The 26288-nt window shown below is 70.6% G+C and carries 19 protein-coding genes; 9 read left to right on the plus strand and 10 right to left on the minus strand.

What is annotated here, in order from left to right; all coding sequences use genetic code 11:
- The first annotated feature begins 77 nt into the window (after positions 1 to 77).
- Positions 78 to 599 carry a DUF1444 family protein gene (locus HC028_RS19910; RefSeq protein WP_168078884.1) on the plus strand — a complete coding sequence of 174 codons (522 nt, stop codon included), beginning with the start codon at positions 78 to 80 and terminating at the stop codon, positions 597 to 599.
- Here HC028_RS19910 and HC028_RS19915 read toward each other — a convergent pair.
- On the minus strand, positions 596 to 1537 hold the full coding sequence (locus HC028_RS19915; protein WP_203981617.1) for an alpha/beta hydrolase: 942 nt from the start codon (positions 1535 to 1537) through the stop codon (positions 596 to 598). The two genes, HC028_RS19910 and HC028_RS19915, sit on opposite strands and share 4 nt — an antisense overlap.
- A 199-nt stretch (positions 1538 to 1736) precedes the next feature.
- Here HC028_RS19915 and HC028_RS19920 point away from each other — a divergent pair, with 199 nt between their 5' ends.
- From HC028_RS19920 to HC028_RS19945, 6 genes are all read left to right on the plus strand, one after another.
- A complete protein-coding gene (locus tag HC028_RS19920) occupies positions 1737 to 2423 on the plus strand; it encodes a single-stranded DNA-binding protein (RefSeq protein ID WP_168078885.1) in 687 nt (228 codons plus the stop codon).
- A gap of 103 nt (positions 2424 to 2526) precedes the next feature.
- Complete coding sequence (locus HC028_RS19925; RefSeq protein WP_168078924.1) at positions 2527 to 3474, plus strand: cobalamin biosynthesis protein; 948 nt, start codon at positions 2527 to 2529, stop codon at positions 3472 to 3474.
- The gene (locus HC028_RS19930; protein WP_168078886.1) at positions 3471 to 4997 is read left to right on the plus strand and encodes a cobyric acid synthase; all 1527 of its coding nucleotides are present in this window, start codon (positions 3471 to 3473) and stop codon (positions 4995 to 4997) included. The genes HC028_RS19925 and HC028_RS19930 overlap by 4 nt, the downstream gene beginning before the upstream one ends.
- Positions 4994 to 5629, plus strand: a complete 636-nt coding sequence (locus HC028_RS19935; protein WP_168078887.1) for a uridine kinase family protein — start codon at positions 4994 to 4996, stop codon at positions 5627 to 5629. The genes HC028_RS19930 and HC028_RS19935 overlap by 4 nt, the downstream gene beginning before the upstream one ends.
- 20 nt (positions 5630 to 5649) lie before the next feature.
- Positions 5650 to 6795: a M48 family metallopeptidase gene (locus HC028_RS19940; RefSeq protein ID WP_168078888.1), complete on the plus strand. Its 1146-nt coding sequence runs from the start codon at positions 5650 to 5652 to the stop codon at positions 6793 to 6795.
- Positions 6796 to 6854: 59 nt separating this feature from the next.
- Positions 6855 to 8207: a dipeptidase gene (locus tag HC028_RS19945; protein WP_168078889.1), complete on the plus strand. Its 1353-nt coding sequence runs from the start codon at positions 6855 to 6857 to the stop codon at positions 8205 to 8207.
- Here the strand turns inward: HC028_RS19945 and HC028_RS19950 are convergent.
- From HC028_RS19950 to HC028_RS19960, 3 genes are read right to left on the minus strand one after another with little or no spacing between them, the layout of a single operon-like run.
- On the minus strand, positions 8190 to 8651 hold the full coding sequence (locus HC028_RS19950) for a response regulator (protein WP_239075734.1): 462 nt from the start codon (positions 8649 to 8651) through the stop codon (positions 8190 to 8192). The genes HC028_RS19945 and HC028_RS19950 overlap by 18 nt on opposite strands.
- Positions 8648 to 10303 (minus strand): sensor histidine kinase, encoded by a 1656-nt coding sequence (locus tag HC028_RS19955; RefSeq protein ID WP_168078890.1) that lies wholly within the window; start codon positions 10301 to 10303, stop codon positions 8648 to 8650. Before HC028_RS19955 ends, HC028_RS19950 begins: the two co-directional genes overlap by 4 nt.
- Positions 10297 to 11499 carry a PP2C family protein-serine/threonine phosphatase gene (locus tag HC028_RS19960; RefSeq protein WP_168078926.1) on the minus strand — a complete coding sequence of 401 codons (1203 nt, stop codon included), beginning with the start codon at positions 11497 to 11499 and terminating at the stop codon, positions 10297 to 10299. The genes HC028_RS19955 and HC028_RS19960 overlap by 7 nt, the downstream gene beginning before the upstream one ends.
- A 1201-nt stretch (positions 11500 to 12700) precedes the next feature.
- Between HC028_RS19960 and HC028_RS28775 the strand changes: the two genes are divergently transcribed.
- Positions 12701 to 14089 (plus strand): mechanosensitive ion channel family protein, encoded by a 1389-nt coding sequence (locus tag HC028_RS28775; protein WP_420850189.1) that lies wholly within the window; start codon positions 12701 to 12703, stop codon positions 14087 to 14089.
- A 232-nt stretch (positions 14090 to 14321) separates the two neighbouring features.
- On the opposite strand, the gene cydC is transcribed toward HC028_RS28775, so the two are convergent.
- From cydC to HC028_RS19990, 6 genes are all read right to left on the minus strand, one after another.
- Positions 14322 to 16091, minus strand: a complete 1770-nt coding sequence (gene cydC, locus HC028_RS27130) for a thiol reductant ABC exporter subunit CydC (RefSeq protein ID WP_203981564.1) — start codon at positions 16089 to 16091, stop codon at positions 14322 to 14324.
- Positions 16088 to 17725, minus strand: coding sequence for a thiol reductant ABC exporter subunit CydD (gene cydD, locus HC028_RS27135; RefSeq protein ID WP_203981565.1), 1638 nt, complete (start codon positions 17723 to 17725; stop codon positions 16088 to 16090). The genes cydC and cydD overlap by 4 nt, the downstream gene beginning before the upstream one ends.
- Positions 17722 to 18756 (minus strand): cytochrome d ubiquinol oxidase subunit II, encoded by a 1035-nt coding sequence (gene cydB, locus HC028_RS19975; RefSeq protein ID WP_168078891.1) that lies wholly within the window; start codon positions 18754 to 18756, stop codon positions 17722 to 17724. Before cydB ends, cydD begins: the two co-directional genes overlap by 4 nt.
- Positions 18757 to 18770: 14 nt before the next feature.
- Positions 18771 to 20174, minus strand: coding sequence for a cytochrome ubiquinol oxidase subunit I (locus tag HC028_RS19980; RefSeq protein WP_168078892.1), 1404 nt, complete (start codon positions 20172 to 20174; stop codon positions 18771 to 18773).
- A gap of 149 nt (positions 20175 to 20323) precedes the next feature.
- A complete protein-coding gene (locus tag HC028_RS19985) occupies positions 20324 to 23086 on the minus strand; it encodes a putative bifunctional diguanylate cyclase/phosphodiesterase (RefSeq protein WP_168078893.1) in 2763 nt (920 codons plus the stop codon).
- A gap of 513 nt (positions 23087 to 23599) precedes the next feature.
- Positions 23600 to 24790, minus strand: a complete 1191-nt coding sequence (locus HC028_RS19990; protein WP_203981566.1) for an extracellular solute-binding protein — start codon at positions 24788 to 24790, stop codon at positions 23600 to 23602.
- Between the two features lie 72 nt (positions 24791 to 24862).
- Between HC028_RS19990 and HC028_RS19995 the strand changes: the two genes are divergently transcribed.
- Positions 24863 to 26143 (plus strand): adenosylmethionine--8-amino-7-oxononanoate transaminase, encoded by a 1281-nt coding sequence (locus HC028_RS19995; RefSeq protein ID WP_168078894.1) that lies wholly within the window; start codon positions 24863 to 24865, stop codon positions 26141 to 26143.
- The last annotated feature ends 145 nt before the right edge of the window (positions 26144 to 26288 follow it).

Here is a 26288-nt window from a genome sequence, read left to right on the forward strand (position 1 = left end):
GGGCGTACTGGGCGCAAATCGCCAAATCCTCAGGTCTGTACGGACGATCCGCAACCAACTAACGTGCATCCGTGCACGTGACGAGCACCACTTTTCTGCCGTTGCTGGCGCCGGCCGAGGAAGACCCGTACGGTGACCCCGCTGCGCCGGTGCTCGATGAGTTCACCGCCGAGCTGGCTGTGGCGTACTCGTGGGGTCCGCCCTATGGCCAGCGCCTGGTCAGCTGGCTTGACCTCGACAGGCTCGGGCTGTCCCGCCGGGTGCTGCGGGAACGTGCTACCGAGAATCTTGACGCGATGCTGGAGACCGTACGGGTGCACCGGGACCCCCCGGCCCTGGTCCTGCACTTCGACGGCATCGAGTCGAGCCTGCTCCTCGCAAGCTCCCTCTGGCTGAAGCTGGCGGCCTGGGTCCAGGGCGACCTCGTCGTCGGCGTGCCGGCCCGCGACGTCGTCGTGGTGACCGGCTCGAAGTCGCAGCAGGGCTTGGCCAAGGCGAAGCGTACGGTCGACCGGGTGTTCTTCGCGGGGGACCAGTACCTGCTCAGCCGGCAGCTACTGATCCGCCGCGAGGACTGCTGGGAGACGTTCCAGCCCTAGAAGTACGAGCGCATCCAGCGGTCCAGTTCGTCGAAGAGCTGTTTGCGGGCCGGTTCGGCCGACAGCGTCAGGTCGTGCAGCCCGCCTTCGATGCGTACCAGCGTGGTGCGTGGGCCGAGCGCCGGCGTCCATTTGGCCATGTGGTCGATGTCGAGCACGGAGTCGGCGACGCGCGCGGCTTCGCTCCACCGGGCCCGCTTGTAGCTCGCCATGGACGATCCGACGAAGATCGGAGCCGGGATGTCGAGCCCGTCGTGCAGCCGCTTCTGGCCCAGGAGGATGGCGCGTAGCCAGCCGGCGTAGACCGGGAAGCCCGGCAGCGGCTTCCACGCCAGGTCGTAGGTCCACTCGCCGTACCGGTCGCTGTGCACCGAGCTGCCGTAAACGTCGTTGAGGCCGGTCGGCATCTTGTAGTACGGCTGGGTCCGGCCCTTGCGCATCGCCACGGGCCTCATAGCGACCTTGATCCGCCAGGGCACGTTCATGTCGAAGAACGGGCTGTTGAAGAACATGGCGTCGACCACGCCGGCGTTGCGGCGGTCATGCGCCCACAGTGCGGTGGTGAGGCAACCGGTGGAGTGCCCACTGACGAGAAGCCGCTTGCGGCCGTCGACCTCACGGATGATCCGGGCGGCCTCGTCGAGCTCCGGGTAGTAGTCGCTCAGATCCCGGCAGAAGTTCGGCGTCTGGTGGGGGAGCAGGCTGCGGCCGTACTTTCGCAGATCGAGCGCGTAGAAGTCGATGCCGCGCGCGGTGTAGAAGTCGGCCAGGTGCGTCTGGAAGAAGTAGTCGGAGAACCCGTGTACGTACAGAACGGCACGTCCGTCGGGCTGCTCGGCACGGCGACGCACCAGAGTTGCCGTCACCGGACCTTCGTCATCGGTGCCGAGGTCGATGGTCTGCCGTTCGTACGGCGCCCCGAGCACGTCCAGCTGCAGGTCTGTCTCCACGCGTGGAGGTTACCGCCCAGTCAACAAGAGCGTTGTCCCGTACCACAGGGCGAATGTGTGTGCTACCCCATCCACAGCCACCCTTGCTGTCCACAGATTTTGATGTACGGGCTGTCGCGCGTCCCCGTGCGAGCCGAGGCTGTGTCGCGAGTCGACTCACACGGCAGACACAGCATGGGGAGAGGCGATGTTCGACACGACCGTGACGATTGTCGGGAACGCTTTGAATGCGCCAGAGCTTCGGCGTACCAACGGGACCAACACGCTCGTCGCCAGTTTCCGGGTGGCCTCCACGTCACGCCGGTACGACAAGGACAGCGGCCGCTGGGTCGACGGCCCGAGCCTGCGGGTACGCGTGACCTGCTGGCGGCGGCTCGCCGAAGGGGTGGCGCAGTCGGTGCTCACCGGCGACCCGCTGGTGGTGACCGGCCGGATGTACACCCGCGACTGGGTTGGCGAGGACGGCCAGCACCGCGTCTCCTACGAACTGGAGGCGATCGCGGTCGGCCACGACCTGTCGCGCGGGTTCGCGAAGTTCACCCGTCACCGTCCGGCCGGCGTGACCAGCGCCGTCGAGGACGCGGAGGCCGAGGCCCGGATCGGTGGCGAGCTGAGCGTGCCGGTGGCCGACTCGTACGGCGACCTCGGTCCCGCGGCAGACGACGCGGCAGTGGTCGACCCGGCAGCAGACGACCTGGAAGCGGGCGGGCCGGAAGCGGGTTGGGCGGAGACCGGCGGGGAGGAGACCGGCGGGGAGGAGGTCGGCGGGGAGGAGGTCGGAGAGTCGGAAGAAGGCGAGCCGGAAGCGGAAGGCGCCGAGCGGGGACGGTCGGCTGGCCGGCGCAGGCGGGCCCGGGTGCCGGTCCCGGCCTGACCGCCGGCGCGACGGGGGCGGCCGGGACCGTCCTACCTGACGGTCCCGGCCGGCGTCGGACGGCCGGAGCGAGGCAGCTTACGCTGCACGGGTGTCTGTGAAGATCGCCGTCGCCACCGGAGCGGGTCTGCTCGCCGGGGCGCTACTCGATGCCGCGTTGGGCGACCCGCGGCGATGGCATCCGGTCGCCGGATACGGACGGGCCGCAGGCGCTCTCGAACGGCAGATGTACGCGCCGACCACGGCCGCGGGGGCGCGGTACGTGGCGGTAGCGGCCGGGGTACCGACCGCCGTGGCGCTGGCGGCCAGCGTCGCGACCTGGCGGCGCCCCCTGGCCCGGGCGGTGCTCGTGGCCGCGACGACCTGGACGGTGCTCGGCTCGACGTCACTGCGACGGGAGGGGACCGAAATGGCAAAAGCGCTCGCCAGCGGCGACCTTGCCGCCGCGCGGGAACGCCTGCCGCACCTGTGCGGGCGCGACCCGTCCGCGCTGGACGCGCCCGAACTCGCCCGGGCCACGGTCGAGTCGGTCGCGGAGAACACGTCCGACGCCGCCGTCGGTGCGCTCTTCTGGGGAGCGGTCGCCGGGCTGCCCGGGCTCGTCGGGTACCGGGTCGTCAACACCCTCGACGCGATGGTGGGGCACCGCTCGACCCGGTACGCCCGGTTCGGCACAGCAGCGGCCCGCCTGGACGACCTCGCCAACGTGGTGCCCGCACGCATCACGGCCGCGCTCACCGTCGCCGCGGCGCCACTGGTTGACGGCAGCCCGGCGCGGGCGCTGTGGACGTGGGCGCGCGACGGGCGGCGGCATCCGAGCCCCAACTCCGGCCAGTGTGAGGCGGCGATGGCCGGCGCGCTGGGGGTACGGCTGGGCGGTCGCAACGTGTACGCGGGGCGCGTCGAGGACCGGCCCGTACTCGGCCGGCGCGGTCGGGCACCGAGCGCCGGGGACATCCACCGGGCAGTTCGGCTCTCCGCCCTCGTCAGCGCCGGAGCCACCGCGCTCGCGGTGGTCGCTGCCGTCACGAAAGCGAGGACGAAGCGATGAGTGGCGGCCTGCTCGTCGCCGGCACCACGTCGGACGCCGGCAAGAGCCTGGTGACCGCCGGTATCTGTCGGTGGCTGGTCCGGCGCGGGGTGAAGGTCGCCCCGTTCAAGGCGCAGAACATGTCCAACAACTCGGCCGTCGTGATCGACGAGGCGGGGCGGGGCGGTGAGATCGGCCGGGCGCAGGCGATGCAGGCGGCCGCGTGCCGGATCGCGCCGAGCGTCCGGTTCAATCCGGTACTGCTCAAGCCCGGCTCCGACCGCAGCAGCCAGGTCGTCCTGCTCGGCCGGCCGGTCGGCCAGGTCGACGCGGTCAACTACCGCACGATGCGCGACCAGTTGCGGCAGACCGTGCTCGACACCCTGAGCGACCTGCGCGCCGAGTACGACGTGGTCGTGTGCGAAGGCGCCGGCAGCCCGACGGAGATCAACCTGCGGGCCGGCGACTTCGTCAACATGGGCCTGGCGAGAGCGGCCAACCTGCCCACGATCGTCGTCGGCGACATCGACCGGGGCGGCGTGTTCGCGGCGCTGTACGGCACGCTCGCCCTGCTCTCCGCCGAGGATCAGGCGCTGCTGGCCGGGTTCGTGGTCAACAAGTTCCGCGGCGACCCGGCGCTGCTCCAGCCCGGCCTCGACGACCTGCACCGGCTCACCGGGCGCCCGGTCTACGGCGTCCTGCCCTGGCAGAGCGATCTGTGGCTCGACGGCGAGGACTCCCTCGCGTACGGCCGCACCCTCGGCCGCCCGACCCAGCCGCTCGGCACCGAGTGGCTCAAAGTGGCGGTGGTGAGGCTGCCCCGCATCTCCAACGCCACCGACGCCGAGGCGCTCGCCGCCGAACCGGGCGTACGGGTCCGCATCACCACCGAGCCGGCCGAGTTGGCAGACGCCGACCTGGTCGTCCTCCCCGGCAGCAAGTCCACTGTGGATGACCTGGCCTGGCTGCGGGAGACTGGCCTGGCCGACGCGGTCACCGCGCACGCGAAGGCCGGCAAGCCGCTGCTGGGCATCTGCGGCGGGTACCAGATGCTCGCCGAACGCATCCGCGATGACATCGAGAGCCGAAAGGGCACCGTCACCGGGCTCGGGCTGCTGCCGATCGAGGTCACGTTCGCCGCCCAGAAGACCCTCGCCCGCCCGCGGGGCAGGGGGCTCGGGGCCGAGGTGCACGGGTACGAGATCCACCACGGGTACGTCTCCAGAGGCGGCGGCGCCGCCCCGCTCATCACCACCGGCGCCGCAGGCGAGGGCACAGTCGTCGGCAACGTCTTCGGTACGCACTGGCACGGCGCCTTCGAGTCCGACGACTTCCGCCGGGCGTTCCTGTCGGAGGCTGCGCGGCTGGCGGGCCGGCACGGCTTCGTGGCCGCACCGGACACCGACTTCGCGGCGCTGCGCGAGCGCGGGCTGGACCTGCTCGGTGACCTGGTGGAGGAGCACCTCGACACCGATGCGCTCCTGCACCTCATCGAAGCCGGCCCGCGGGCCGGCCTCCCGTTCATCCCGCCGGGTGCGCCATGAACCCGCCGGAGAAGTTCGCCGAACTGGCGGCCAAGGTACTTGCAAAACCTGCGAAACTCGGCCCGGTCCGGCTCGTCGCCGTCGACGGGCCATCGGGCTCCGGGAAGTCGACCTTCGCCGACGGTCTCGGCCGAGCGCTGCGAGACGCTGGCGCGACGACCGTGGAGATCCACACCGACGATCTGCTCGACGGCTGGGCCGACATGGTGACGTTCTGGCCCCGCTTCGACCACGACGTGCTCGACAAGCTGCGTAACGGGCAGCCCGGGAGCTACCGCCGCTACGACTGGCACGCGGCCCGGTTCGCCGAGCCGGTACCCGTACCCGTTCCCGACGCGCTCGTCGTCGAGGGAGTGACCTGCGCGCGGGCGGTGATCCGTCCGGAGCTCACGCTCTCGGTGTTCGTGACCGCGCCGCGCGAGGTTCGCCTGACGCGGGCACTCCAACGCGACGGCGAAAAACTGGAACCGCAGCTGCTGCGGTGGTTCGCGGACGAAGAACTGCACTTCGCCGCCGACCGAACAGCCGACCACGCTGACCTGCCGGTCAATGGCGCACCGGACGTGCCGCTTGACCCGATCGACGAGTATTTGCGGCAGGTGCCCGCAGGAGGACGATCCGGGGAACAATAGCCACGGGGAAGGAATCGGCCATGAGCGGCGACGACGAGGCGACCGGCACGGCTCCGGTGCGCAGGCGTGTGATCCTGACCGGCATCAGCTCCCGGGCGTGGGAGCACCCGGCCGACCGGGGCGCGCTCGCCGCGCTGCGCGAGCTGCGGGGCTTCGACGACGTCCTCAAGGCACTCTCCGGCCTGTGGAACGAGCGGGCCCTGCGGATGGAAGCCCTCGGCAGCGCCATCCGGGTCGACCATCGGCAGTACCCGCGGGTCTACCGGCTATTCGCCGAGGCGGCCGCGACCCTCGACATCGCCGAGCTACCCGAGCTGTACGTGCAGTACGACCGTTCGATCAACGGCATGTGCATCGGCATGTCGAAGCCGTTCATCGTGATCAACTCTGGTTCGCTGGAACTGCTCGACGACTCCGAGCTGCGCTGCCTGCTCGGCCATGAGCTCGGCCACCTGCTCAGTGGCCACGCCGTCTACCGCACCATGGCGATGATCCTGCACGACTGGGCCGCTCGGCTGTCCTGGCTGCCGGTGGGCTCGCTCGCGCTGCGGGCCATCTCCGCCGGCCTGCGCGAATGGTGGCGCAAGGCCGAACTGTCCGCCGACCGGGCCGGGCTGCTCGCCGGGCAGGACACGCACGCGTCCCTGCGCCTGAGCATGAAGCTCGCCGGCGGTGGCGACCTGTCCGAAGTGGACGTCACCGCATTCCTGGAGCAGGCCGCCGAGTACGACCGGGCCGGTGACCTGCGGGACAGCATGATCAAGATTGGGATGGTGCTTGACCGGACCCACCCGCTGCCGGTCGCCCGCGCGGCGGAGCTGCGCAACTGGATCGACTCGGGGGAGTACCAGCGGATCCTCGGCGGCGACTACCTGCGCCGCGAGGACCCGCGCGCCTCGTCGGTACGCGAAGACGTGAAGTCGGCCGCGGACTCGTACCGGGAGACGTTCGCCCGGTCCCAGGATCCGCTGGTGTCGCTGCTGCGCCGCCTCGGCGACGGCGCCGGCGACTGGGTCGGCACCGGCGCGGGCCGGGTCCGCGACTGGATGGGCGGCGGGGGCCGGCGCAGGGCCAACGGCACCCAGGGGTCGCGCACCGCCGACCCGTGGTCGGCGGCGACCGACCCGGACGAGGGGCAAGATGATCAACCTGGTGACCCGCGCTGACCTGAGCCGCGCTGACCTGAGCCGCGCCGGCCCGACAGGGGGCGCATACGATCGCGGACATGAACGAAACCGAGCTGCGCGCCGCGATCGACCGAGAAATGCCTGGGGTACAAGCGGATCTGGAACGACTGGTCCGGATACCGGGGATCGCGTTCGACGGCTTCGATCACAGCCACGTCGAACGCTCCGCCGAGGCGGTCGCTGAGCTGCTGCGCGGCGCCGGGCTACCCGATGTCAAGATCGTGCGCGCCGGGGGTCAGCCGGCGGTGATCGGCCGCAAGCCGGCCCCGCCCGGCGCACCGACCGTGCTGCTCTACGCCCACCACGACGTCCAGCCGCCCGGTGACCTCGGCCAGTGGCGCAGCGAGCCGTTCGAGCCGGTGGAGCGGAACGGCCGGCTGTACGCGCGGGGTGCCGCCGACGACAAGGCCGGCGTCATGGCGCACGTCGCCGCGCTGCGGGCGTTGGGCGACGCGCTGCCGGTCGGTGTGGTCGTCTTCGTCGAGGGCGAGGAGGAGTACGGCTCCGAATCCCTCGACACGCTGCTGCGCGAGTACCGCGACGAGCTGGCCTCCGACGTGATCGTGATCGCCGACTCGGCGAACTGGGACATCGGCCAGCCCGCGTTCACCACCGGGCTGCGCGGCATCGTCAACGCGTTTGTCGAGGTGCGCACGCTTGACCACGCCGTGCACAGCGGCATGTTCGGCGGCGCCGTACCCGACGCCCTGACGACGCTGTCCCGGCTGCTCGCCACGCTGCACAACGAGCACGGTGACGTCGCCGTCGACGGGCTCGTCCGCGGGTTCGCCGCGCCGCTGGACTACCCGGAGGACCGGTTCCGCGAGGAGGCCGGCGTCCTCGACGGGGTCGAGCTGATCGGCACCGGCCGGCTGGTCGAGCGACTGTGGGTCAAGCCCTCGATCTCGGTGCTCGGTATCGACGCGCCGCCGACGGCGGAGGCGCCCAACGCGCTGGTACCCGCGGCAAAGGCCAAGCTGAGCGTACGCATCGCGCCCGGCGACAATTGGAAGTCGGCGTACGAGGCGCTCACCGCGCACCTGGAGCGGCACGCGCCGTGGGGCGCACGCGTGACCGTGACGCTGGAGCAGGGCGGCGAGCCGTGCGTCATCGACACGTCCGGCCCGGCCTACGAGGTGGCGCGGGCGGCGTTCGCGGCCGCGTGGGACGGGACCGCGCCCATCGACATGGGAATCGGCGGGTCGATCCCGTTCATCGCGACGTTCCAGGAGATGTTCCCGGACGCGGAGGTCCTGGTCACCGGCGTCGAGGATCCCGACTCGCGGGCGCACGGGCCCAACGAGAGCCTGCACCTGGGCGAGTTCCGCCGGGTCTGCCTGGCCGAGGCGCTGCTGCTGGCCAACCTGGGGCGGTCAGCCGCGCGGCGGTAGCTTCACGACGCTGACGAAGAAGTCGTCGATCTGGCGTACGACCTCGATGAAGCGGTCGAAGTCGACCGGCTTGGTCACGTACGCGTTCGCGTGCAACTGGTAGCTGCGGACGATGTCCTCGTCGGCCTGCGACGTGGTCAGGACGACCACCGGGATCTGGCGCAGGGCCGGATCGTTCTTGATCTCGGCCAGCACCTCCCGGCCGTCCCGCTTGGGCAGGTTGAGGTCGAGCAGGATCAGATCCGGGCGCGCCGCGTCGGCGTACGCGCCTTCCCGTCGCAGGTACGCGATCGCCTCGGCGCCGTCGTTGACGACGCTGAGGTTGTTGCGGACCTTGTGCTCCTCGAACGCCTCCTTCGTCATGAGGACGTCGCCCGGGTCGTCCTCCACGAGCAGCACCTCGATCGGCATGGGCGCGGGGGCGGCGTACAGGGCGTCGGTCATGACCCGGTCTCCTCGGTTCGAGCGCCGTCGGCGGCGGCCGGGATCAGCGCCGGCTGGTCGGGGGCGGCTGGCAAAACGGCTGGCAAATCAGTGGGCGCGTGTTCCGGCTGGAGCGGGTCCGCGGGAACGACGGCCGGCAGGACGATCCGGATCACAGTGCCCTCCCGGGCCTCCGTGTCCAGCCAGATGCGGCCGCCATGGTACTCGATGATCTTCTTTGCGATCGCGAGCCCGATCCCGGTGCCCGGGTACTCGTTCTTCGGGTGCAGCCGCTGGAAGATGACGAAGATCTTGTCGGCGTACGCCGGCTCGACGCCGATGCCGTTGTCGGCGACCGAGATGTGCCACTCGTCGCCCACGCGCTCGGCGCTGACCCGGACCTCCGGCGCCCGATCAGGGTGGCGGAACTTGAACGAGTTGCTGATCAGGTTGGTGAACAGCGCGGACAGCAGCGGCTCCTCACCGCGCACCGTTGGCAGGTCGGACCACGTGATCGCGCCGTCGACCTGCTCGGCCCGCCAGCTGAGCTGGGCGGCCGCGTCCGCTACGACCCGGTCCAGGTCCACCTCGGTGAACCCGCTCGTCATTCGCCCGATCCGGGAGAACGCGAGGAGGTCGTTGATGAGCCGCTGCATACGCTGCGCGCCGTCCACCGCGAACGCGATGTACTGGTCGGCCCGCTCGTCGAGCTGGCCGGCGTACCGGCGCTGCAGCAGCTGGCAGAAGCTCGCCACCTTGCGCAGCGGCTCCTGCAGGTCGTGCGAGGCCACGTACGCGAACTGCTCGAGGTCCCGGTTGGAGCGGCTCAGCTCCTCGGCCTGCTGCTCGAGCAGCCGGTTGGCCTCCTCGAGTTGCAGGTGCGCCTGGCGTACGGTGCCGAGGTCGGCCAGGATCTGCTGACGCATGGCATTGATGTCCTCGGCCAGCCGGACGACCTCCGGTGGCCCCTCGACCTCGATCTTCCGCTCGTACTCGCCGCGGGCCACCCGGCGCACTTCTCCAGCCAGGTTGACGACCGGGCTGATGACGAGCCGTCGCAGCAGCAGCGTGACGGCCAGACCGGCGACGACCACCACGATCACGGCCAGCACGAGAAGCGCGACGAGCAGGCGGAGCGCGCCGCGGGTCTGCTCGGTCGCCGCGTCCCGGAGGACACTGGTCCGATCCCGCAGCGCGGTGGCGGACGCCCGGACCTCGTCGAACCGGGACCCGCCCGCGGTGGAGAGGATCGCCTGGGCGTCACCGGCTCGGCCGGCCCGGGTGGCCGAGATCGCCCGCTCGGCGATGTCGGTCCGCCACGCGGCGGCCCGCGCTTCCAGCTCAGACAGGCGCGCGAGGACGGCGGGGTCACGCGTCAGACCGCGCATCTCCGTGATCAGGCGTTTCTCTTCGGCCACCCCGTCGTGATACGGGGTCAGGACGTTGTCGGAGCCGATCAGTGCGTATCCGCGTACCGCGGTCTGCTGATCGACCAGGACGGTGAGCAGATGGCCGGAGTCGGTCCGGAGCGGACCGACCTGTTCCATCAGGGTTCTGGCGCGTTCCCGGCTGGCCACCGCGGTGCTGGCAGTGGCCATCGCGATGAGGGTGAGCAGGAGTCCGACGACCGCGCAGAGGGCCGTGATCCGCCGGCCCAGGGTCCATTTCACCATTTCTCACCCGCCGCGTTGAGCAGCAGCATCGCCACGTCGTCGGCCAGCGGCTCGCCGTTTCGCAGCTCGGCCTGGCCCACCAGCCAGCGCGGCAGTTCGTACGGGCCCGCGACGCTCTCGCGGTAATCCTTGAGCAGCGCGCACAGCCCGTCGATGCCGAGCCGGTCGCGGTCGCTGCCGCCCAGCCCTTCGATGAGCCCGTCGGTGTAGGTCAACAGCCCCCAGTCGGAGCCGGGTAGGTCGACGTCGACGGCGGGGCACGGCGTGCCGGGCAGCACCCCGAGCACCAGGCCCGGGTCGACCTCACACGGCAGGGCGCGGCCACCGGTCAGCAGCACGGGTGGTGGGTGACCGGCGAGGCGGACCGTCGCACGGGCGGCCGGCACGTCGACGGTCACCATCGCCACCGTCGCGAAGAGCTCGTCGGACCGGCGCTCACTGACGAGCACCTGCTCCAGCGCCGGGAGGACGGCGTCGTCCGGCACGCTGGCCAGGACCAGCGCCCGCCAGGCCACCCGCAGCGTGACGCCGAGCGCCGCCTCGTCCACGCCGTGGCCGCACACGTCGCCCACGAGCAGCTGTAGCCGTCCCGGGCTGACCTCGACCACGTCGTAGAAGTCGCCGCCGAGCAGGGCACGGTGACGGCCCGGCCGGTAGAAGGAGACGAGCCCGGCCGTGGTGGGGTCAATGAGCGGCTGGGGGAGCAGGCCGCGCTCCAGGCGCGCCGACTCGGCCTGCCGCAGTTCGGCCTCGCGCAGCCGTCGGGCGTTCTCGTCGGCCCGTTTCCGCTCCACCGCGTAACGCAGGGCACGGCTCAGCAGTACGCCATCGACCCGGCCCTTGATCAGATAGTCCTGGGCGCCCTCACCGACCGCTGCGACGCCGAGGTGCTCGTCCTCAAGACCGGTGAGTACGCACACCGCGGCGCTTCCGGCGTCTTCGAGCAGGTCGCGCAGGCCGTCGAGGCCGCTGGCGTCGGGGAGCCCCAGGTCGAGCAGCACACAGTCGACGTACCGCAGCAGCGGCCGCGCCCGGGCCACGCTGGTGGCGACCTCCAAGTCGACCGGCGCTCCCGCCTCGACCAGCAGCTCCTGTACGAGGAAGGCGTCACCGGGATCGTCTTCGACGAGCAGGACCCGCAGCCGGTCCGTCGGGCCGGTCCGCGACGGCCGCCTGAGCCGGTCGAGGTGTGACAGCTCGTCGCGGGGCGACGTCGTCGTGTCCCGGATGGTCACGCGGGCAGGCCCCACCGTTCGGCGGTAGCCCGCCTGTCCGTACGGTCGACTCCAGCACGCATGCAGGGATCCTCTCCCAGTCAGGGCGGTATCACCAACCTAGCTGAATCTCCCACTGAGTTGGTGACCAGCGGGAAAACTTGATCATCTAGATGCACGAAGCGCCCCCGCGGTCGGTGGGACCACGGGGGCGTGACGTTAAGGTCGGTGTGCAGGTCGCCTCTCGGCGAGTGGCTCATCGCGGCTCCAGCCGGACGGTATTCCGCGAAGGCAGTAGTTGTAGCCCGGGGGACACTCAGCACACCGACGTCTTGCATAACCACCCGTACCAGTCGAATGTTCCCGACTTGACGAGGTGATCGAAGCTTGGGTCGGTGTGCAGGTCGCCTCTCGGCGAGTGGCGCAGCACGGCTCCAGCCGAACGGTATTCCGTGAAGGCAAAGGGTGTAGCCCAGGGGACACTCAGCACACCGACGTCTTGCATAACCACCCGTACCGGCCGAATGTTCCCGACTTGACTGGGTGGTCGAAGCTTGGGTCGGTGTGCAGGTCGCCTCTCGGCGAGTGGCGCAGCACGGCTCCGGCCGAACGGTATTCCGTGAAGGCAGTAGTTGTAGCCCGGGGGACTCTCATCACACCGACGTCTTGCATAACCACCCGTACCGGTCGAATGTTCCCGACTTGACTGGGTGGTCGAAGCTTGGGTCGGTGTGCAGGTCGCCTCTCGGCGAGTGGCGCAGCACGGCTCCGGCCGAACGGTATTCCGTGAAGGCAAAGGGTGTAGCCCAGGGGACACTCAGCACACCGACGTCTTGCATAACCACCCGTACCGGCCGAATGTTCCCGACTTGACTGGGTGGTCGAAGCTTGGGTCGGTGTGCAGGTCGCCTCTCGGCGAGTGGCTCATCGCGGCTCCAGCCGAACGGTATTCCGCGAAGGCAGTAGTTGTAGCCCGGGGGACTCTCATCACACCGACGTGTTACATAACAGCCTCTGCGAGTTGAATGTTCCCGTGTGGGCGATCATGCCGGGCGTGTCATTGATCGACGGCTTGGGTACGGCACGGTCGAGGCGAACTGATGTGGGAGGTGGAGCTGTGAGGGCTCTGGCGGCCGGACCGGTCCAGGATGCGCTTGGTGACGTCGCTCTTTTCGTACCAAAGTTGATCTTGTTTGTGATAATCCTGGTGCTGGGCTGGCTCGCCGCTCGGCTGCTGCGGGCCGGCGCGAGTCGCCTGCTGCGGCGCGTCGGGTTCGACCAGGCTGTGGAGCGCGGCGGGTTGGGGCGGGTGCTGGGCTACACCCGGTACGACGCCCGCACGCTCATGACCACGATCGTCTACTACGCGGTGCTGCTCTTCACGCTGCAGCTGGCGTTCGGCATCTGGGGACCCAACCCGGTATCCGCCCTGATCGCCGGCATCGTGGCCTGGCTGCCGCGGGCGTTCGTCGCGATCATCATCATCGTGGTCGCCGCGGCCATCGCCTCCGGCGTGCGCAACGTGATCACTGGCGCGCTCGGCAGCTTGTCGTATGGGCGGCTCCTGGCCCGCGTCGCCAGCGCGTTCATCATCGGGATCGGGATGATCGCCGCGCTCGACCAGATCGGCGTGGCCACGTCGGTGACGACCCCGGTGCTGATCACCATCCTCGCCACCATCGGCGGAATCCTTGTCGTCGGCGTCGGAGGCGGCCTGGTCCGCCCCATGCAGAGCCGCTGGGAGTCCTGGCTGAACCGGGCCGAGCGGGAAGTGCCGCAGGTACGCCAGCAGCTTCGCGTCGCCGCCGAGGAGCGGGAAACCGCGCGTCGCGAGGCGGCTGAGCGGGAGGCGGCGGCTCGCCGGGAGGCCGAGGAGCGGGCGGCCCGGGAGAAGGCGGAGGCCGAGGCTCGGGCGGCGGCCGAGCGGGAGGCCGCGGCTCGCCGGGAGGCCGAGGAGCGTGCGGCCCGGGAGAAGGCCGAGGCCGAGGAGCGGGAGGCGGCGGCTCGCCGGGAGGCGGCGGCTCGCCGGGAGGCCGAGGAGCGGGCGGCCCGGGAGAAGGCGGAGGCCGAGGAGCGGGAGGCGGCGGCTCGCCGGGAGGCGGCGGCTCGCCGGGAGGCCGAGGAGCGGGCGGCCCGGGAGAAGGCGGAGGCCGAGGAGCGGGAGGCGGCGGCTCGCCGGGAGGCCGAGGAGCGCGCGGCCCGGGAGAAGGCCGAGGCAGAGGCGGAGAAGAAGCGCACGAGCCCGCCCCGGACCGCGCGGGAGCGCGCCGAGCAGGCGGCGGCGCAACGCGCGGCGGCCGAGGCCGGTACGTTGCCGCAGGCGCCGCCGTCCGACGAGCCGACCGTGGCCATCGACGTGACCAAGCTGCGGGGCGCGCCCACCGGCTCCGCGCAGGACGCCGAGGAGACCCAGCGCATCACGGTGCCGGCGGCGGACGAGGGGGAGGACCTCGAGCGTACGCAGGTCATCGCCGTCCCGGAGCCGGCCCAGCAGGAGCAGCAGGAGCAGTCGGCCCAGCCGGCCGCGCGTAGCAGCCAGCGGCGCCGGCGGCCGCAGGGTGGAGCCAAGTAGGCGCTGACCTCCGTCGAGATCCCCGCAGTTTGGGTAAAACTGCTGTCTCCCGTCCCCGAGATAGCAGCAACTTCGCCCAAACTGCGGGGATCTTGGCGTACGGGGGATCTTGGCGTACGGGGGATCTTGGCGTACGGAGGATCTTGGCGTACGGAGGATCTTGGCGCACGGAGGATCTTGGCGTACGGGGGATCTTGGCGTACGGGGGATCTTGGCGTACGGGGGGCGGCGCTTACGGCCGGGAGCGCCACATCCGGCGGTACGGGCCGTCGACGGCGACGAGCGCGTCGTGGCTGCCACGCTGCACGATCCGGCCACCGTCGATCACGGCGATCTCGTCGACCTCGGTCAGGCCGGTCAGCCGGTGCGTGATCAGGACCGTCGTCCGGCCGCGCGTGGCGGCGAGAAGGTCGGCGGTCAGCGCGGTGGCGGTTTCCTCGTCGAGATGTTCGGTCGGCTCATCCATGATCAGAATGGGGAAGTCCGCCAGCAGGACGCGGGCCAGCGCGAGTCGCCGGCGCTGCCCGCCGGACAGCCGGGAGCCCTGCTCGCCGACCATCGTCTCAAGCCCCTGCGGCAGCGAGTCGACCCAGCCGAGAAGCCGGGCCTCGGCGAGTACGGTGCGGAGCCGGGCTTCGTCCGCATCGCGGTCGGCGATGCGGAGGTTCTCGGCGATCGTGGTGTCGAACAGGTGGGCGTCGTCGGTGAGGAGCCCCACGATCCCGCGGACATCGTCCCCGGCGAGGTCGCGGGTGTCGACGCCGTCCAGGGTCACTCGGCCGGCGTGAGGGTCGAGGAAGCGTACGAGGACCGCTGCGAGGGTGCTCTTGCCGGACCCGCTGCGCCCTACGACAGCGACCCGGCGGCCCGGCGGCAGCGTCAGCTCCACGTCGTGGAGCACGTCGGGGCCGCCCGGCCACCGGGCGCTCAGGCCAGTCACCTCCAGCCGGGGCCGATCCACCGGCGCGGACAGCGGCGCCGGTGTCGCCGGCTCGGAGACCGGGTCGGGCTGGTCGAGCAGGTCGAAGACGCGGGCCAGCGCGGCGCGGGCGGCGGCCAGTTGGGCCGCCGCGGCGGGCAGCCCCGAGACGGTGTCGAAGACCGCGATCGGGGTCAGGACGACGACGGCGAGCAGGACACCGTTCAGCGTGCCGGCGGGTACGGCGTGCGCGCCCAGCGCGAGGCCGGCCCAGACGCAGGCGCCGGCGGCCAGGGCCACCAGGCCGGCGCCGAGCCCCACCCCGGCAGCTGATCGGGCGGTGGCCCTCCGCAGCCGGGCGTCGATCTCGGCCAGGGCGGACAGCCGCCGCCGCGCCGCCCCGTACGCGACAAGATCGGGCAGGCCGTGCAACAGGTCGACGGTGGCCGCGGACAGTTCTCCCCGCAGCGGCGCGGTACGCCGGTCGGCCCGGCGAGCGGCGACGTGCTGGACCACCGGTACGCCGACCGCCACCAGTAGCAGCCCGGCCGCGAGTACGACCCCGGCCGACGGCAGCAGGGCGCCGACGAAACCGGCCGCGGCCGCGCCGACCAGCGCAGCGACGAGGTAGGGCAGGACCACCCGGACGAGTACGTCGAGGGCCGTGTCCACGTCGGCGACGAAACGGCTGACCAGATCACCGGCGCGCAGCGGCGCACACGACGCGGGCGCCAGCCGCTCCAGCCGCTGGTAGGCGCGTACCCGAAGCCGGGTCAGGACCCGGAAGGCGGCGTCGTGGCCGGCGAGCCGCTCGACGTAGCGGAAAACTCCCCGGGCGATGCCGAACGCGCGTACCGCCACGATGGCCACGGTCAGGTAGAGCACGGGTGGGTGCTGGGCGGCGCGCGAGATCAGCCACGCCGCGGTCGCGGTGAGGCCGATCGCGCTGCCGGCCGCGAGCACCCCGAAGAGCACGGCGAGCGCAAGGCGCGGCGCCTCCGGCGCGGCGAGGCGCAGCAGTCGGAGTACTGGATGGTGGTTGCCCCGGTCACTGCTCAGGAGCAGGGACCGGTTGCCGCTCATGCCGGGACCTCCTCGACGACCCGGCCGGCTTCCATGCGTACGACCCGGTCGGCGAGCGTCAGCAGCGCGGGCCGGTGCGCCACCAGCACGACCGTACGGCCGCGGGCCAGCCGGCGGACCCCTTCAAGTACGGCGGCCTCGCTCTCGCCGTCCAGGTTCGCGGTCGGCTCGTCGAGCAGGACGACGGGCGCATTCGACAGGAAGGCCCGAGCCAGCGCCACCCGTTGTCGCTGGCCGGCCGACAGCCCCGCGCCGCCCTCACCGACTCCTGCGTCCAGGAAGTCGGAGGCCAGCGCTGCCTCGGCCGCCGAGCGCACAGCCTCGGAAGGGGCATCGGGACAGCCGAGCCGGATGTTGTCGGCGACGGTGCCGGGGAACAGGTACGGCCGCTGCGACATCCACACCACGTGCCGGCGCCAGGCGTCCGGGTCGAGCACGGAAAGATCCACGCTGCCGACCGCAACGCGCCCGGCGTCCGGCAAAACAAACCCGAGCAGCACGTTCAGCAGCGTCGACTTGCCGCAGCCGCTCGGGCCGGTCAACGCCACCACCTCGCCGGGCGCGATGGTCAGGTCCACCCCGTCGACAGCCGGAACCGCCCGGTCCGGGTAGCGCACGGTAACTCCGGAGACCACGATCGGGCCGGACGGGACGTCGGTACGCGTGCCGCGCGGCGGCGGCTCCTCCTCCAGTACCGAGAAGACCTGCTCCGCAGCGGCGAGCCCCTCGGTGCTGGCGTGGAAGTGGGTGCCGACCATGCGTAGCGGCAGGTACGCCTCTGGCGCGAGGATCAGCACCAGCAGGGCCGTTCGCAGGTCCAGCCGCCCTTCCACCAGGCGCAGCCCGACCGCCACGGCGACCAGGGCCACGGAGATCGTCGCGATCAGTTCGAGCACCAGCGACGACAGGAACGCCAGTCGAAGGGTGCGCATCGTGGCCCGCCGGTGCTCGTTGCTGACCCGCCGGATCGTCTCGGCCTGCGCCTTCGCCCGGCCGAACACCTTGAGTGTGGGCAGCCCGGCGATGACGTCGAGGAAGTGATGGGCCAGCCGGGTCAGCATCCGGAAACTGCGCCGGTTGCGGGCCTCGGTGGTGATCCCGACGAGCGCCAGGAAGATCGGGATCAGCGGCAGCGTGACTGCGATCGTCACCGTGGCCAGCAGGTCGACCGGGAGCAGCCAGGCGAGCACGATCGCGGGTACGACCGCGGCGAGGACGAGTTGAGGCAGGTAGCGGGCGAAGTACCCGTCGAGCGCGTCGACCCCTCGGGTGGCGAGCGTGGTCAGCTCACCACGTCGTTGCCCGGTCAGCCAGCCCGGGCCGAGGCGGACCAGGTGGCCCAGCAGCCGTTCCCGGAGTTGGGTCTTGACCGCCGCGGCCGCGCGGTGGGCGGCCACCTCTTGCGCCCAGGCCAGCACCGCCCGGGCCACGACGACGCCGCCCAGCGCGATCAGGGCGCCGCGCAGGGCGCTGACGCCGGCCCCGTGCAGGAAGATCGCGGTGATGCCACCGGCGAGCAGCGTCGCCTGGGCCACGATCAGTCCGGCGACGGCCAGGCCGAGGATGACGCAGACGGTGAGGTACCAACGGGTCGCCCCGGCGTAGCGGATCAGCCGCGGATCCAGCGGTTTCACGGTCTCGCCGCGCCTGCCGGGGGAGGTGCGGACGTCGCGGGCGGGATGTGCTGGACGCCGATGCGCTTGCGGAACACCCAGTACGTCCAGCCTTGGTAGAGCAGTACCACGGGAGTGAACGCTACCGCCACCCACGTCATGATCCTTAACGTGTACGGGCTGGAGGCCGCGTTCGTGGTCGTCAGGCTGTACGCCGGGTCGAGCGTCGACGGCAGCACGTTCGGGTACAGCGCGAGGAACAGGGTCGCCGTGGCCGCGAGGACCGTGACCGCGGTGGCCAGGAACGCCCAGCCTTCGCGCCCGGCCCGGTTGGCGATCAGCGCGGCGACCAGCGTGGCTGCCGCGACCACGGCGGTGCCGGCGGTGATGGCGTCCCCACGCAGGATCTGGGTCCACGCCAGGAACCCGCCTGCGGCTGCCACGGCCGCGATGCCGACCCCGCCCGCGACCGCCCGCGCGGACGCCCGAATGGGGCCGGTCGTCTTCAGCGCCAGGAACACCGCCCCGTGCGTCACGAACAGCAGGAGCGTGGTCAGGCCGCCGAGTAGGGCGTACGGGTTGAGGAGATCAACAAACCCGCCCACGTTGTGGTGGTCGGCGTTCAGCGCCACTCCCCGGACGATGTTGCCGAACGCGACGCCCCACAGCACCGCCGGGACGAGGCTGCCGAACACGATCGCCCGGTCCCAGTTGCGCCGCCAGCGGTCGCTGTCGACCTTGCCCCGGTACTCGAACGCCACCCCGCGCAGGATGAGCGCGACGAGGATCAGCAGGAGGGGCAGGTAGAAGCCGGAGAAGAGGGTCGCGTACCACTCGGGGAACGCGGCGAACGTGGCGCCAGCGGCGACGATCAGCCACACCTCGTTGCCGTCCCAGACCGGGCCGATGGTGTTGAGCAGGACCCGCCGCTGGGTTTCCGACCGGCCGAGCACCGGCAGGAGCACGCCGACGCCGAAGTCGAAGCCCTCCAGGAGGAAGTAGCCGGCCCACAGCACCGCGATGAGCAGGAACCACACGTCGTTGAGGTTCATGGTCGCACTCCGAATCAGTACGCGAACGCGAGCGGGCGGTCTTCGGTCTCGGACTCGGCGTCCGGGTCGTGAACCGGCAACTCCGGCGGTCCGGCCTTGGCGTAGCGCAGCAGCAGGAACAGTTCCACCACGGCCAAGGCGCCGTAGAGCAGCGTGAAGACGGCCAGCGAGGTGACGACGCTGCCGATGCCGACGGTGGGGGAGACGCTGTTCGACGTCTTCAACACCCCGAACACCGTCCACGGCTGGCGACCCATCTCGGTGAAGATCCAGCCGAACGAGTTGGCGAGCAGCGGCAGTGATACCGACCAGACGGCCGCGCGCCAGAACAGCTTGCCCCTGGGCATCCGACCGCGGCGGGTCAGCCACAGCCCGAGTACGCCGAGCAGTACCGAGATCATGCCGAGGCCGATCATCAGGCGGAACGACCAGTACGTGGCGGGTACGTACGGTGTGTAGTCGCCCGGGCCGAAGCGCTGCTCGTACTCGCGCTGGATGTCGTTGATCCCCTCGACCTTGCCGTTGGGATCGGCGGTGGCCAGGAACGACAGGGCATGCGGTACGCGCAGCCCGAACGTCTCGGCGCTGCCGTCCAGCGGGCCGATCGAGAACAGCGAGAACGACGCGGGCTGGGAGGTCTCGTACAGCGCCTCGGCGGCGGCCATCTTCATCGGCTGCTGCTCGGTCATGACCCGGCCCATGACGTCGCCGCTGATCGCCACCGCCGCGCCGGAGATCACGATGGTCCACAGCGCCAGGCGCAGGCTGGGGCGGAACACCCCGATCTCGTTGCCGCGCATGAGGTGCCAACCGCACACGCACAGCATCAGGACGCCCGCGGTCAGGAACGCGGCGGCGATCGTGTGTGGGAACGCCACGAGCGTCGTGGAGTTGGTGAGCACGGCGACGATGTCGGTCAGTTCGGCCCGGTTGGTGGCTGGATTGATCCGGTACCCGACGGGGTGCTGCATCCAGGAGTTCGCCGCGAGGATGAAGTACGCCGACAGGATTGTGCCGATCGAGGCGAGCCAGATGCTCGCGAGGTGCGCCTTCTTGGGAAGCCGGTCCCACCCGAAGATCCACAGCCCGAGGAACGTGGACTCGAGGAAGAACGCGAGCAGCCCCTCGATGGCGAGCGGCGCGCCGAAGACGTCGCCGACGAAGCGGGAGTACTCGCTCCAGTTCATTCCGAACTGGAACTCCTGCACGATCCCGGTGACGACACCCATGGCGAAGTTGATGAGGAAGAGTTTGCCCCAGAACTTGGTGGCCCGGAGGTAGTGCTCCTTCCCGGTGCGTACCCAGGCCGTCTGCAGCACCGCGACGAGCGCCGACAGTCCGATGGTGATCGGTACGAACAGGAAGTGGTACACCGTGGTGACGGCGAATTGCCATCGTGCCAGGTCCAGTGCGTCCACGCGCGGATCCTTTCCAGACGGGCCTGGAAGCAGCATCGGATCTAGCGTGCGCCCAAGATCAGGGCCGAAAGTCCGGCCGGGCGCGCGAGAGGTCCCGGCTCAGATTTAAGTGCCTCGCCTACATGTAGCGCAACTACATGTGAGCCAGGTCAAGCGGCCGTGGCGCACCCGTCGCCGTTCGACGTGATCAGGCTTTCGATCTCCGTCGCGCGCAGCGGCTTGGCGAAGTGGAAGCCCTGCGCGAGGCGGTACCCGAGCGTGTGCAGCCGGTCGGCCTGAGCGCCGGTCTCCACACCCTCGGCGATCGCGTGCAGGCCCAGCGCCTGGGCGATCTCGATGATCGACGTGACGATCGCCTCCTGCTCGACCGTTCCGGTGACGCCGTCCACGAAGGACTTGTCCACCTTGAGCACGTCCACCGGGCAGGTGCGCAGCAGGCCGAGCGAGGAGTGGCCGGTGCCGAAGTCGTCGAGGGCGATGCTGACACCGAGCGCGTGGATGGCGGCTACCGTCTCCGCGGCGCGACCGCCGCCGAACACGGCCGTCTCGGTGATCTCGACCGTGAGCTGGGCCGGGTCCAGGCCGGTCTCGGCCAGGACCGACGCCACCGTCTGCGGAAGCGTCGGCTCGAGCAGTTGCCGGGCCGAGACGTTGACGCTGATCCGGCTGAGCGCGTCGGCGCCGTATTCGCGGATCCACTGGGCGGCCTGCTGGCAGGCGGTCCGCAGGATCCACTCGCCCAACGGCACGATCAGGCCGGTGCGCTCTGCCACCGGGATGAACCGCATCGGCGAGACCATCCCGTCGCGGGGGTGGTTCCAGCGCACCAGCGCCTCCACTCCGACCACCTGGCCGCTGGGCAGGTCGACGACGGGCTGGTAGAGCAGGTGCAGCTCGTCGCGCTCCAGCGCGTGGCTGAGGTCGGCGGCCAGTTGCGCGTGCTCGACCGCGCGGGCGTCCAGGTCGGCGTCGTAGTGCACGTACCGGTTCTTGCCCAGCTCCTTGGCTGCGTACATGGCGATGTCGGCCCGGCGCAGCAGGTCCTCGGCGTCCGTTCCGGCCTCGTTGTCGGCCAGCCCGATGCTCGCCTGGATCAGCAGGTCGTGGTTTGCCGCGTTCACCGATGCGCCCAGCGCTCCGATGATCCGCTCGGCGACGTGCCCGCTCTCGCCGGAGCGGAGGTCGTTGAGCAGGATCGCGAACTCGTCACCGCCGAGGCGGGCGATGGTGTCGTCCGGCCGGATGCAGGCGCGCAGCCGGGCGCCCACGGCCACGAGTAGCGAATCGCCCACCGGGTGCCCGAGCCGGTCGTTGATGGTCTTGAAGTCGTCCAGGTCCACCAGGACCACGGCGACGGTGCCCGGTTCGGCCGTGGCGAGGGCCCGTTCGGTACGCGTGGTGAACAGCGCCCGGTTGGCCAGGCCGGTCAGCTCGTCGTGGGACGCCTGGTAGGCGAGCTGGTCCTGGTACCGCCGGGTGTCGGACACGTCGCGGGCGTTGCAGACGAACCCCTGCACGCTCGGGTCGTGCAGCAGGTTGGTGTACGTGACCTCCATCCAACGCCACGTACCGTCGGCGTGCCGGATCCGGGCCTGGCCCCGCAGACTGGGGCGGGGGTCGTGGTGCAGCTGCCGGAGCAGCTCGTTGAGTGCGGCCACGTCGTCGGGGTTCACGACGCTGTCGGCCCGCTCGCCGACCAGTTCCTCGGGTTGGTGGCCGAGCACCCGGTACGAGCCAGGGGTCATGTACGTGAAGCGCCCGTTCGCGTCGATGATGCTGATGACGTCGTCGGAGTTCTGCACCAGCGACCGGAAGCGCTGCTCGTGCCGGCGCAGTTCGAGCATGCTGGCGTCTACCTGGGACAGCAGCCGGGCGTTGTCCTGGAACGCGATGATCTGGCGGATCACCACGAGGGCGGTCAGCGCCACCGAACCGGCGACCATGAGCTGGATGCCGCCGGGGCTCTGCCGCGCCGTGATGAGTAGCAGCGCGTCCGTGCCGGTGATCGCCGCATACGGGAGCAGGCTGAACGAGCGATGGCGCCGGCGCCGGCCGGCACGGCGGGCGCCGGCGGGAGGCCGCTGCTGGAGCCACGTGGCGAGGACGACGCCACAGAAGAGCAGCGGGTAGATCGCCATGAAGGCGGACAGTTCCGGGCGGCTCTGCAGGACCGGAGAATTGATCAAAAGGACGGCGGTGACCAGGCCGGTGCCGCCCAGCGCCCAGGCGGCGCGCGGGTCGAGGCCGTCGGGGCCGGTCAGGTTGATCTTCAAGCTGGCCAGCACACCGCCGAGGGTGAGTACGACGATCACCATCAACGTCACGGTGTCGTGGATGACGGCGGGCCGACCGTCCTGGTGGGCGCCGAAATACCAGAGCAGGAGGCCGGTTGCCACGGCCATGATGCCGAGGTCCAGTCCGACCGTGAGCCATTCGCGGCGGGACCGGGCGTGGACCGGCAGTCGGAGCAGCGCCCAGATGACCGTGGCCAGCGCCGCCGCGAACAGTCCAATCGTGATCGGCTCCATCCGGTGGGACGGGGCATCGGGACCGGCCAGGGCGTCGTGCACGAGGCTGGGCAGTGCGACGAGCGCGATAGCGATAGCTACCGCGCCGTGACGCCAGAATCGGCGGGCCGGTAGGGCGAGATCGGCGTTACGCGCGACCTGCAGGGCGGCGAAAAGAGCAAGGGTCGGGCCGAGGGGGACCAGCAGCCAGCCGAGGATCGGCGGCCCGAACGGGTGCGTCCGGCGCAGCACGTACCAGGTGATTGCGGTGAGCGCGATGAACGCGCAGGCGGCGAGCAGGGTCGACCCCGGCGACCGCCGCCACGGTGCGGGCGGTGCGCTGACTGGGCGCGCTGGTGACAGCGTCGCCGCGCGGGCGTCGCTCAGATCGTCACCACGGTCCATGTCCTGCACCCTCTGCCGTAGCCTCGTCTCGCGTACGCGAGACACCCGTCCGGTCGGCGACGGGGGTGCGAACTTGAGGACTCTCGTCGATGAACCTCGGCGTCCTGTGGGGTTTTGTCCGATTAGTAATGGTTCACTCAGTGAAAATTTGCGGCCAGGCGCCTCCTGGGGGCTGAACGGGCGCCTCGCGCCGCAAAGGGGGCGCCGAATCCGGCGCCCCCTTTCCCCCGTGCCGATTCAGTTGTCGGGCGCCACGGAGGCCTATGCGTCAGGCTTCGCGGACCGAATCGGCTGATTCGTGCTGCGGTCAGCCGCCAGGGTCGGACTGGCGACTGACCGCGTATCGAAACCTATGATCTGTTACGCATTGTGACAAGGGTCTTGGGTAACTCGGCACGGGAATCGGTCTAACCAGGGGACAAGGTGGTCTCTGAGGGGGCCACGAGCCGTAACTTTGAGTGACAAGACCCTGTCGCCGCCCGGCCGCCACGCTCGGTCACGCGTACCGTCTGATCATTTCTTCGCCAGCGACGCCGCCATCCGGTCCCACAGGTCGAACGCCCGAGCCTGCGCGTCGGCGGGTAGCGGCGTCTCCTTTGGAGAGTTCCTGATCAGGTTGTCGTACTCCGGGCGCCCGAACTTCCTGATGACGTCCTGGCTGTCGGTCGGCGCCAGGTCGATCGTCGCGCCCTTGACCGCAGGGCCGGGGTAGAAGTAACCGTTGTCGAAGGTGATCGCCTGCTGCTTCGGCTGAAGCATGTACCGGATGAGGTTGAGCACCGCCGACAGCTTGTTCGTGCCGATGCCATTCGGCACCGCCGCGTAGTGCGCGTCCATGACCCAGTGGAAGCCGCCGAGCGCAACCACCTTCATCTCCGCGGGCACCGTGCCGAGCGCGCGGGAGTTGATGTCCCAGCCGGTCGTGGCGGCGATGATGTCCACCGTGCCGCTCGCGAGGTCCGTCATCGTCTGCGCGGTACTGCCCGGGTGCGGCGGGTTGTAGGGCGTCATCTCGGTCAGGAACTCCCACGTCCGGTGCCAGGTCTCCGGGTTCTTCGGATCACGGTCGCCGAGGAGGTAGGGCAGGCCCATGAGCATGGTGCGAGCCGGCCCGGAGTTGCGCGGCTGGGCGTACGAGACCTTCCCCGGGTGCGCCTTCGCGTACGCGAGAAGTTCCGCCGCGGTGGTCGGCGGGGTCGGGACGGTCTTCGGGTTGTACATGAACAGCGGGCCGGCCGGGTACTCGGTCACGACCACGCCGTGCCCCTGAGCCAACTCCTGCATCTTCGCCGCGTCCTCGGTGTACACGCCCTCGGGTGGGCTGACCTTTTGCCAGATGCCCTGCGCCAGACCGGCGGTGAGGGTGTCGGTGCCGGCGAGCACCAGATCGGCGCCGAGGTGTCCCGAGTGCTGCTCCGCCTTGATCGCCGACGTTATCTCGGCCGGGGCTGCCGTTCTGGTGACTATCTTCGAGACGACCTCCGGGTGCTCCTTCTGGAAGTTGTCGAGGATCCCCTGGGTCAACTGCAGATTCCCGGTGGCGTCCACGATGTTCAGAATCTGCGGGCTCGACGGTTTGGCCGCAGCCGCGGTGCCGGAGTCGGCGGGCGCCGCTTTCGTGCTGGAGTCCGGCTCGATGCACCCGGACACGATGAGGGCGGCGGCAGCCAGCGCGCAGGCGTACCGACGAATGCTACTGGTCATCGACTGTCGTCTCCCTCTTCGCGCCTTCGATGTCACCGTACCTGTGGGATCGGCGAGGTCTAGGCTTCCCGCGTGCGTCAAACTGAGCTCCTCGCCTTGGACCGCGCCCACGTGTGGCACCCGTACTCACCCGTGCCCGGCACGTCCACCCCGCTGGTCGTCGAGTCGGCTTCCGGGGTCCGGCTGCGGCTGGCCGAGCCGTTCGAAGGCCACCGGGAACTGGTCGACGGGATGTCCTCGTGGTGGGCGGCCATCCACGGGTACGCCCACCCGGTGCTCGACGCGGCCGTCCGCGACCAGCTCGGCCGCATGAGCCACGTCATGTTCGGCGGCCTCACCCACGAGCCGGCGATACGGCTCGCCGCCCGCCTCGTCGAGGTGACGCCACCTGGCCTGGAGCACGTCTTCTTCGCCGACTCCGGCTCGGTCTCCGTCGAGGTCGCCGCGAAGATGTGCCTGCAGTACTGGCGCTCGGTCGGACGCCCGGGCAAGCAGCGGCTGCTGACCTGGCGCGGCGGCTACCACGGCGACACGTTCCACCCCATGTCGGTGTGCGACCCCGAGGGCGGCATGCACCACCTGTGGACGGGCGTCCTGCCGCGTCAGGTCTTCGCCGACGCCCCGCCGGTCGAGTTCGACCCCGGGTACGCGCAGCGCCTCGCTGACCTCATCGGACAGCACGCCGACGAGTTGGCCGCGGTCATCGTCGAGCCCGTGGTGCAGGGTGCCGGGGGCATGCGGTTCCACTCGCCGGAGTACCTGCGGGTGCTGCGGGAGGCTTGCGATGCCGCTGGGGTGCTGTTGATCTTCGATGAGATCGCCACCGGCTTCGGGCGTACGGGGGAGCTCTTCGCCGCCGACCACGCCGGCGTGAGCCCGGACGTCATGTGCATCGGCAAGGCGATCTCCGGCGGGTACCTGTCGTTCGCGGCGACCCTGTGTACGAGCGAAGTGGCCGACGGGATCTCGCGGGGGAGCGTACCGGTGCTGGCGCACGGGCCGACGTTCATGGGCAACCCGCTCGCCTGCGCCGTGGCGAACGCCTCGCTGGACCTGCTGGCCCACGGGGACTGGAAGACGAACGTGAAGCGCATCGAGGCCGGCCTGCGGGCGGGCCTGGCGCCGGCTTCGGGCGTCCCCGGCGTCGCCGACGTACGCGTACTCGGCGCGATCGGGGTCGTCCAACTCGACCACGAGGTCGACATCGCCGCCGCGACCCGGGCGGCCGGGGCGAATGGCGTGTGGCTGCGCCCGTTCCGGGACCTGATCTACACGATGCCGCCGTACGTCACCGAGGACGCCGACCTCGAGCGCATCTGCGCCGCCATCGTGGCCGCGGCGGCTGCCGGGTGACTGTCATGTCGGCGGGTTAGCGGCCGGGCGCCGATCTTGACGACTTAACCTACTTATTTGATAGGTTTTTACTGTCGCGAGATCCCCGCGCGGCCGTAGGGTGGTCGTAGTACAGGCCCCGATCGGCTCTGGTTGGCCAAGGAGG

Source organism: Planosporangium flavigriseum (genome assembly GCF_011947225.1).
Taxonomy (GTDB): Bacteria; Actinomycetota; Actinomycetes; order Mycobacteriales; family Micromonosporaceae; genus Planosporangium; species Planosporangium flavigriseum.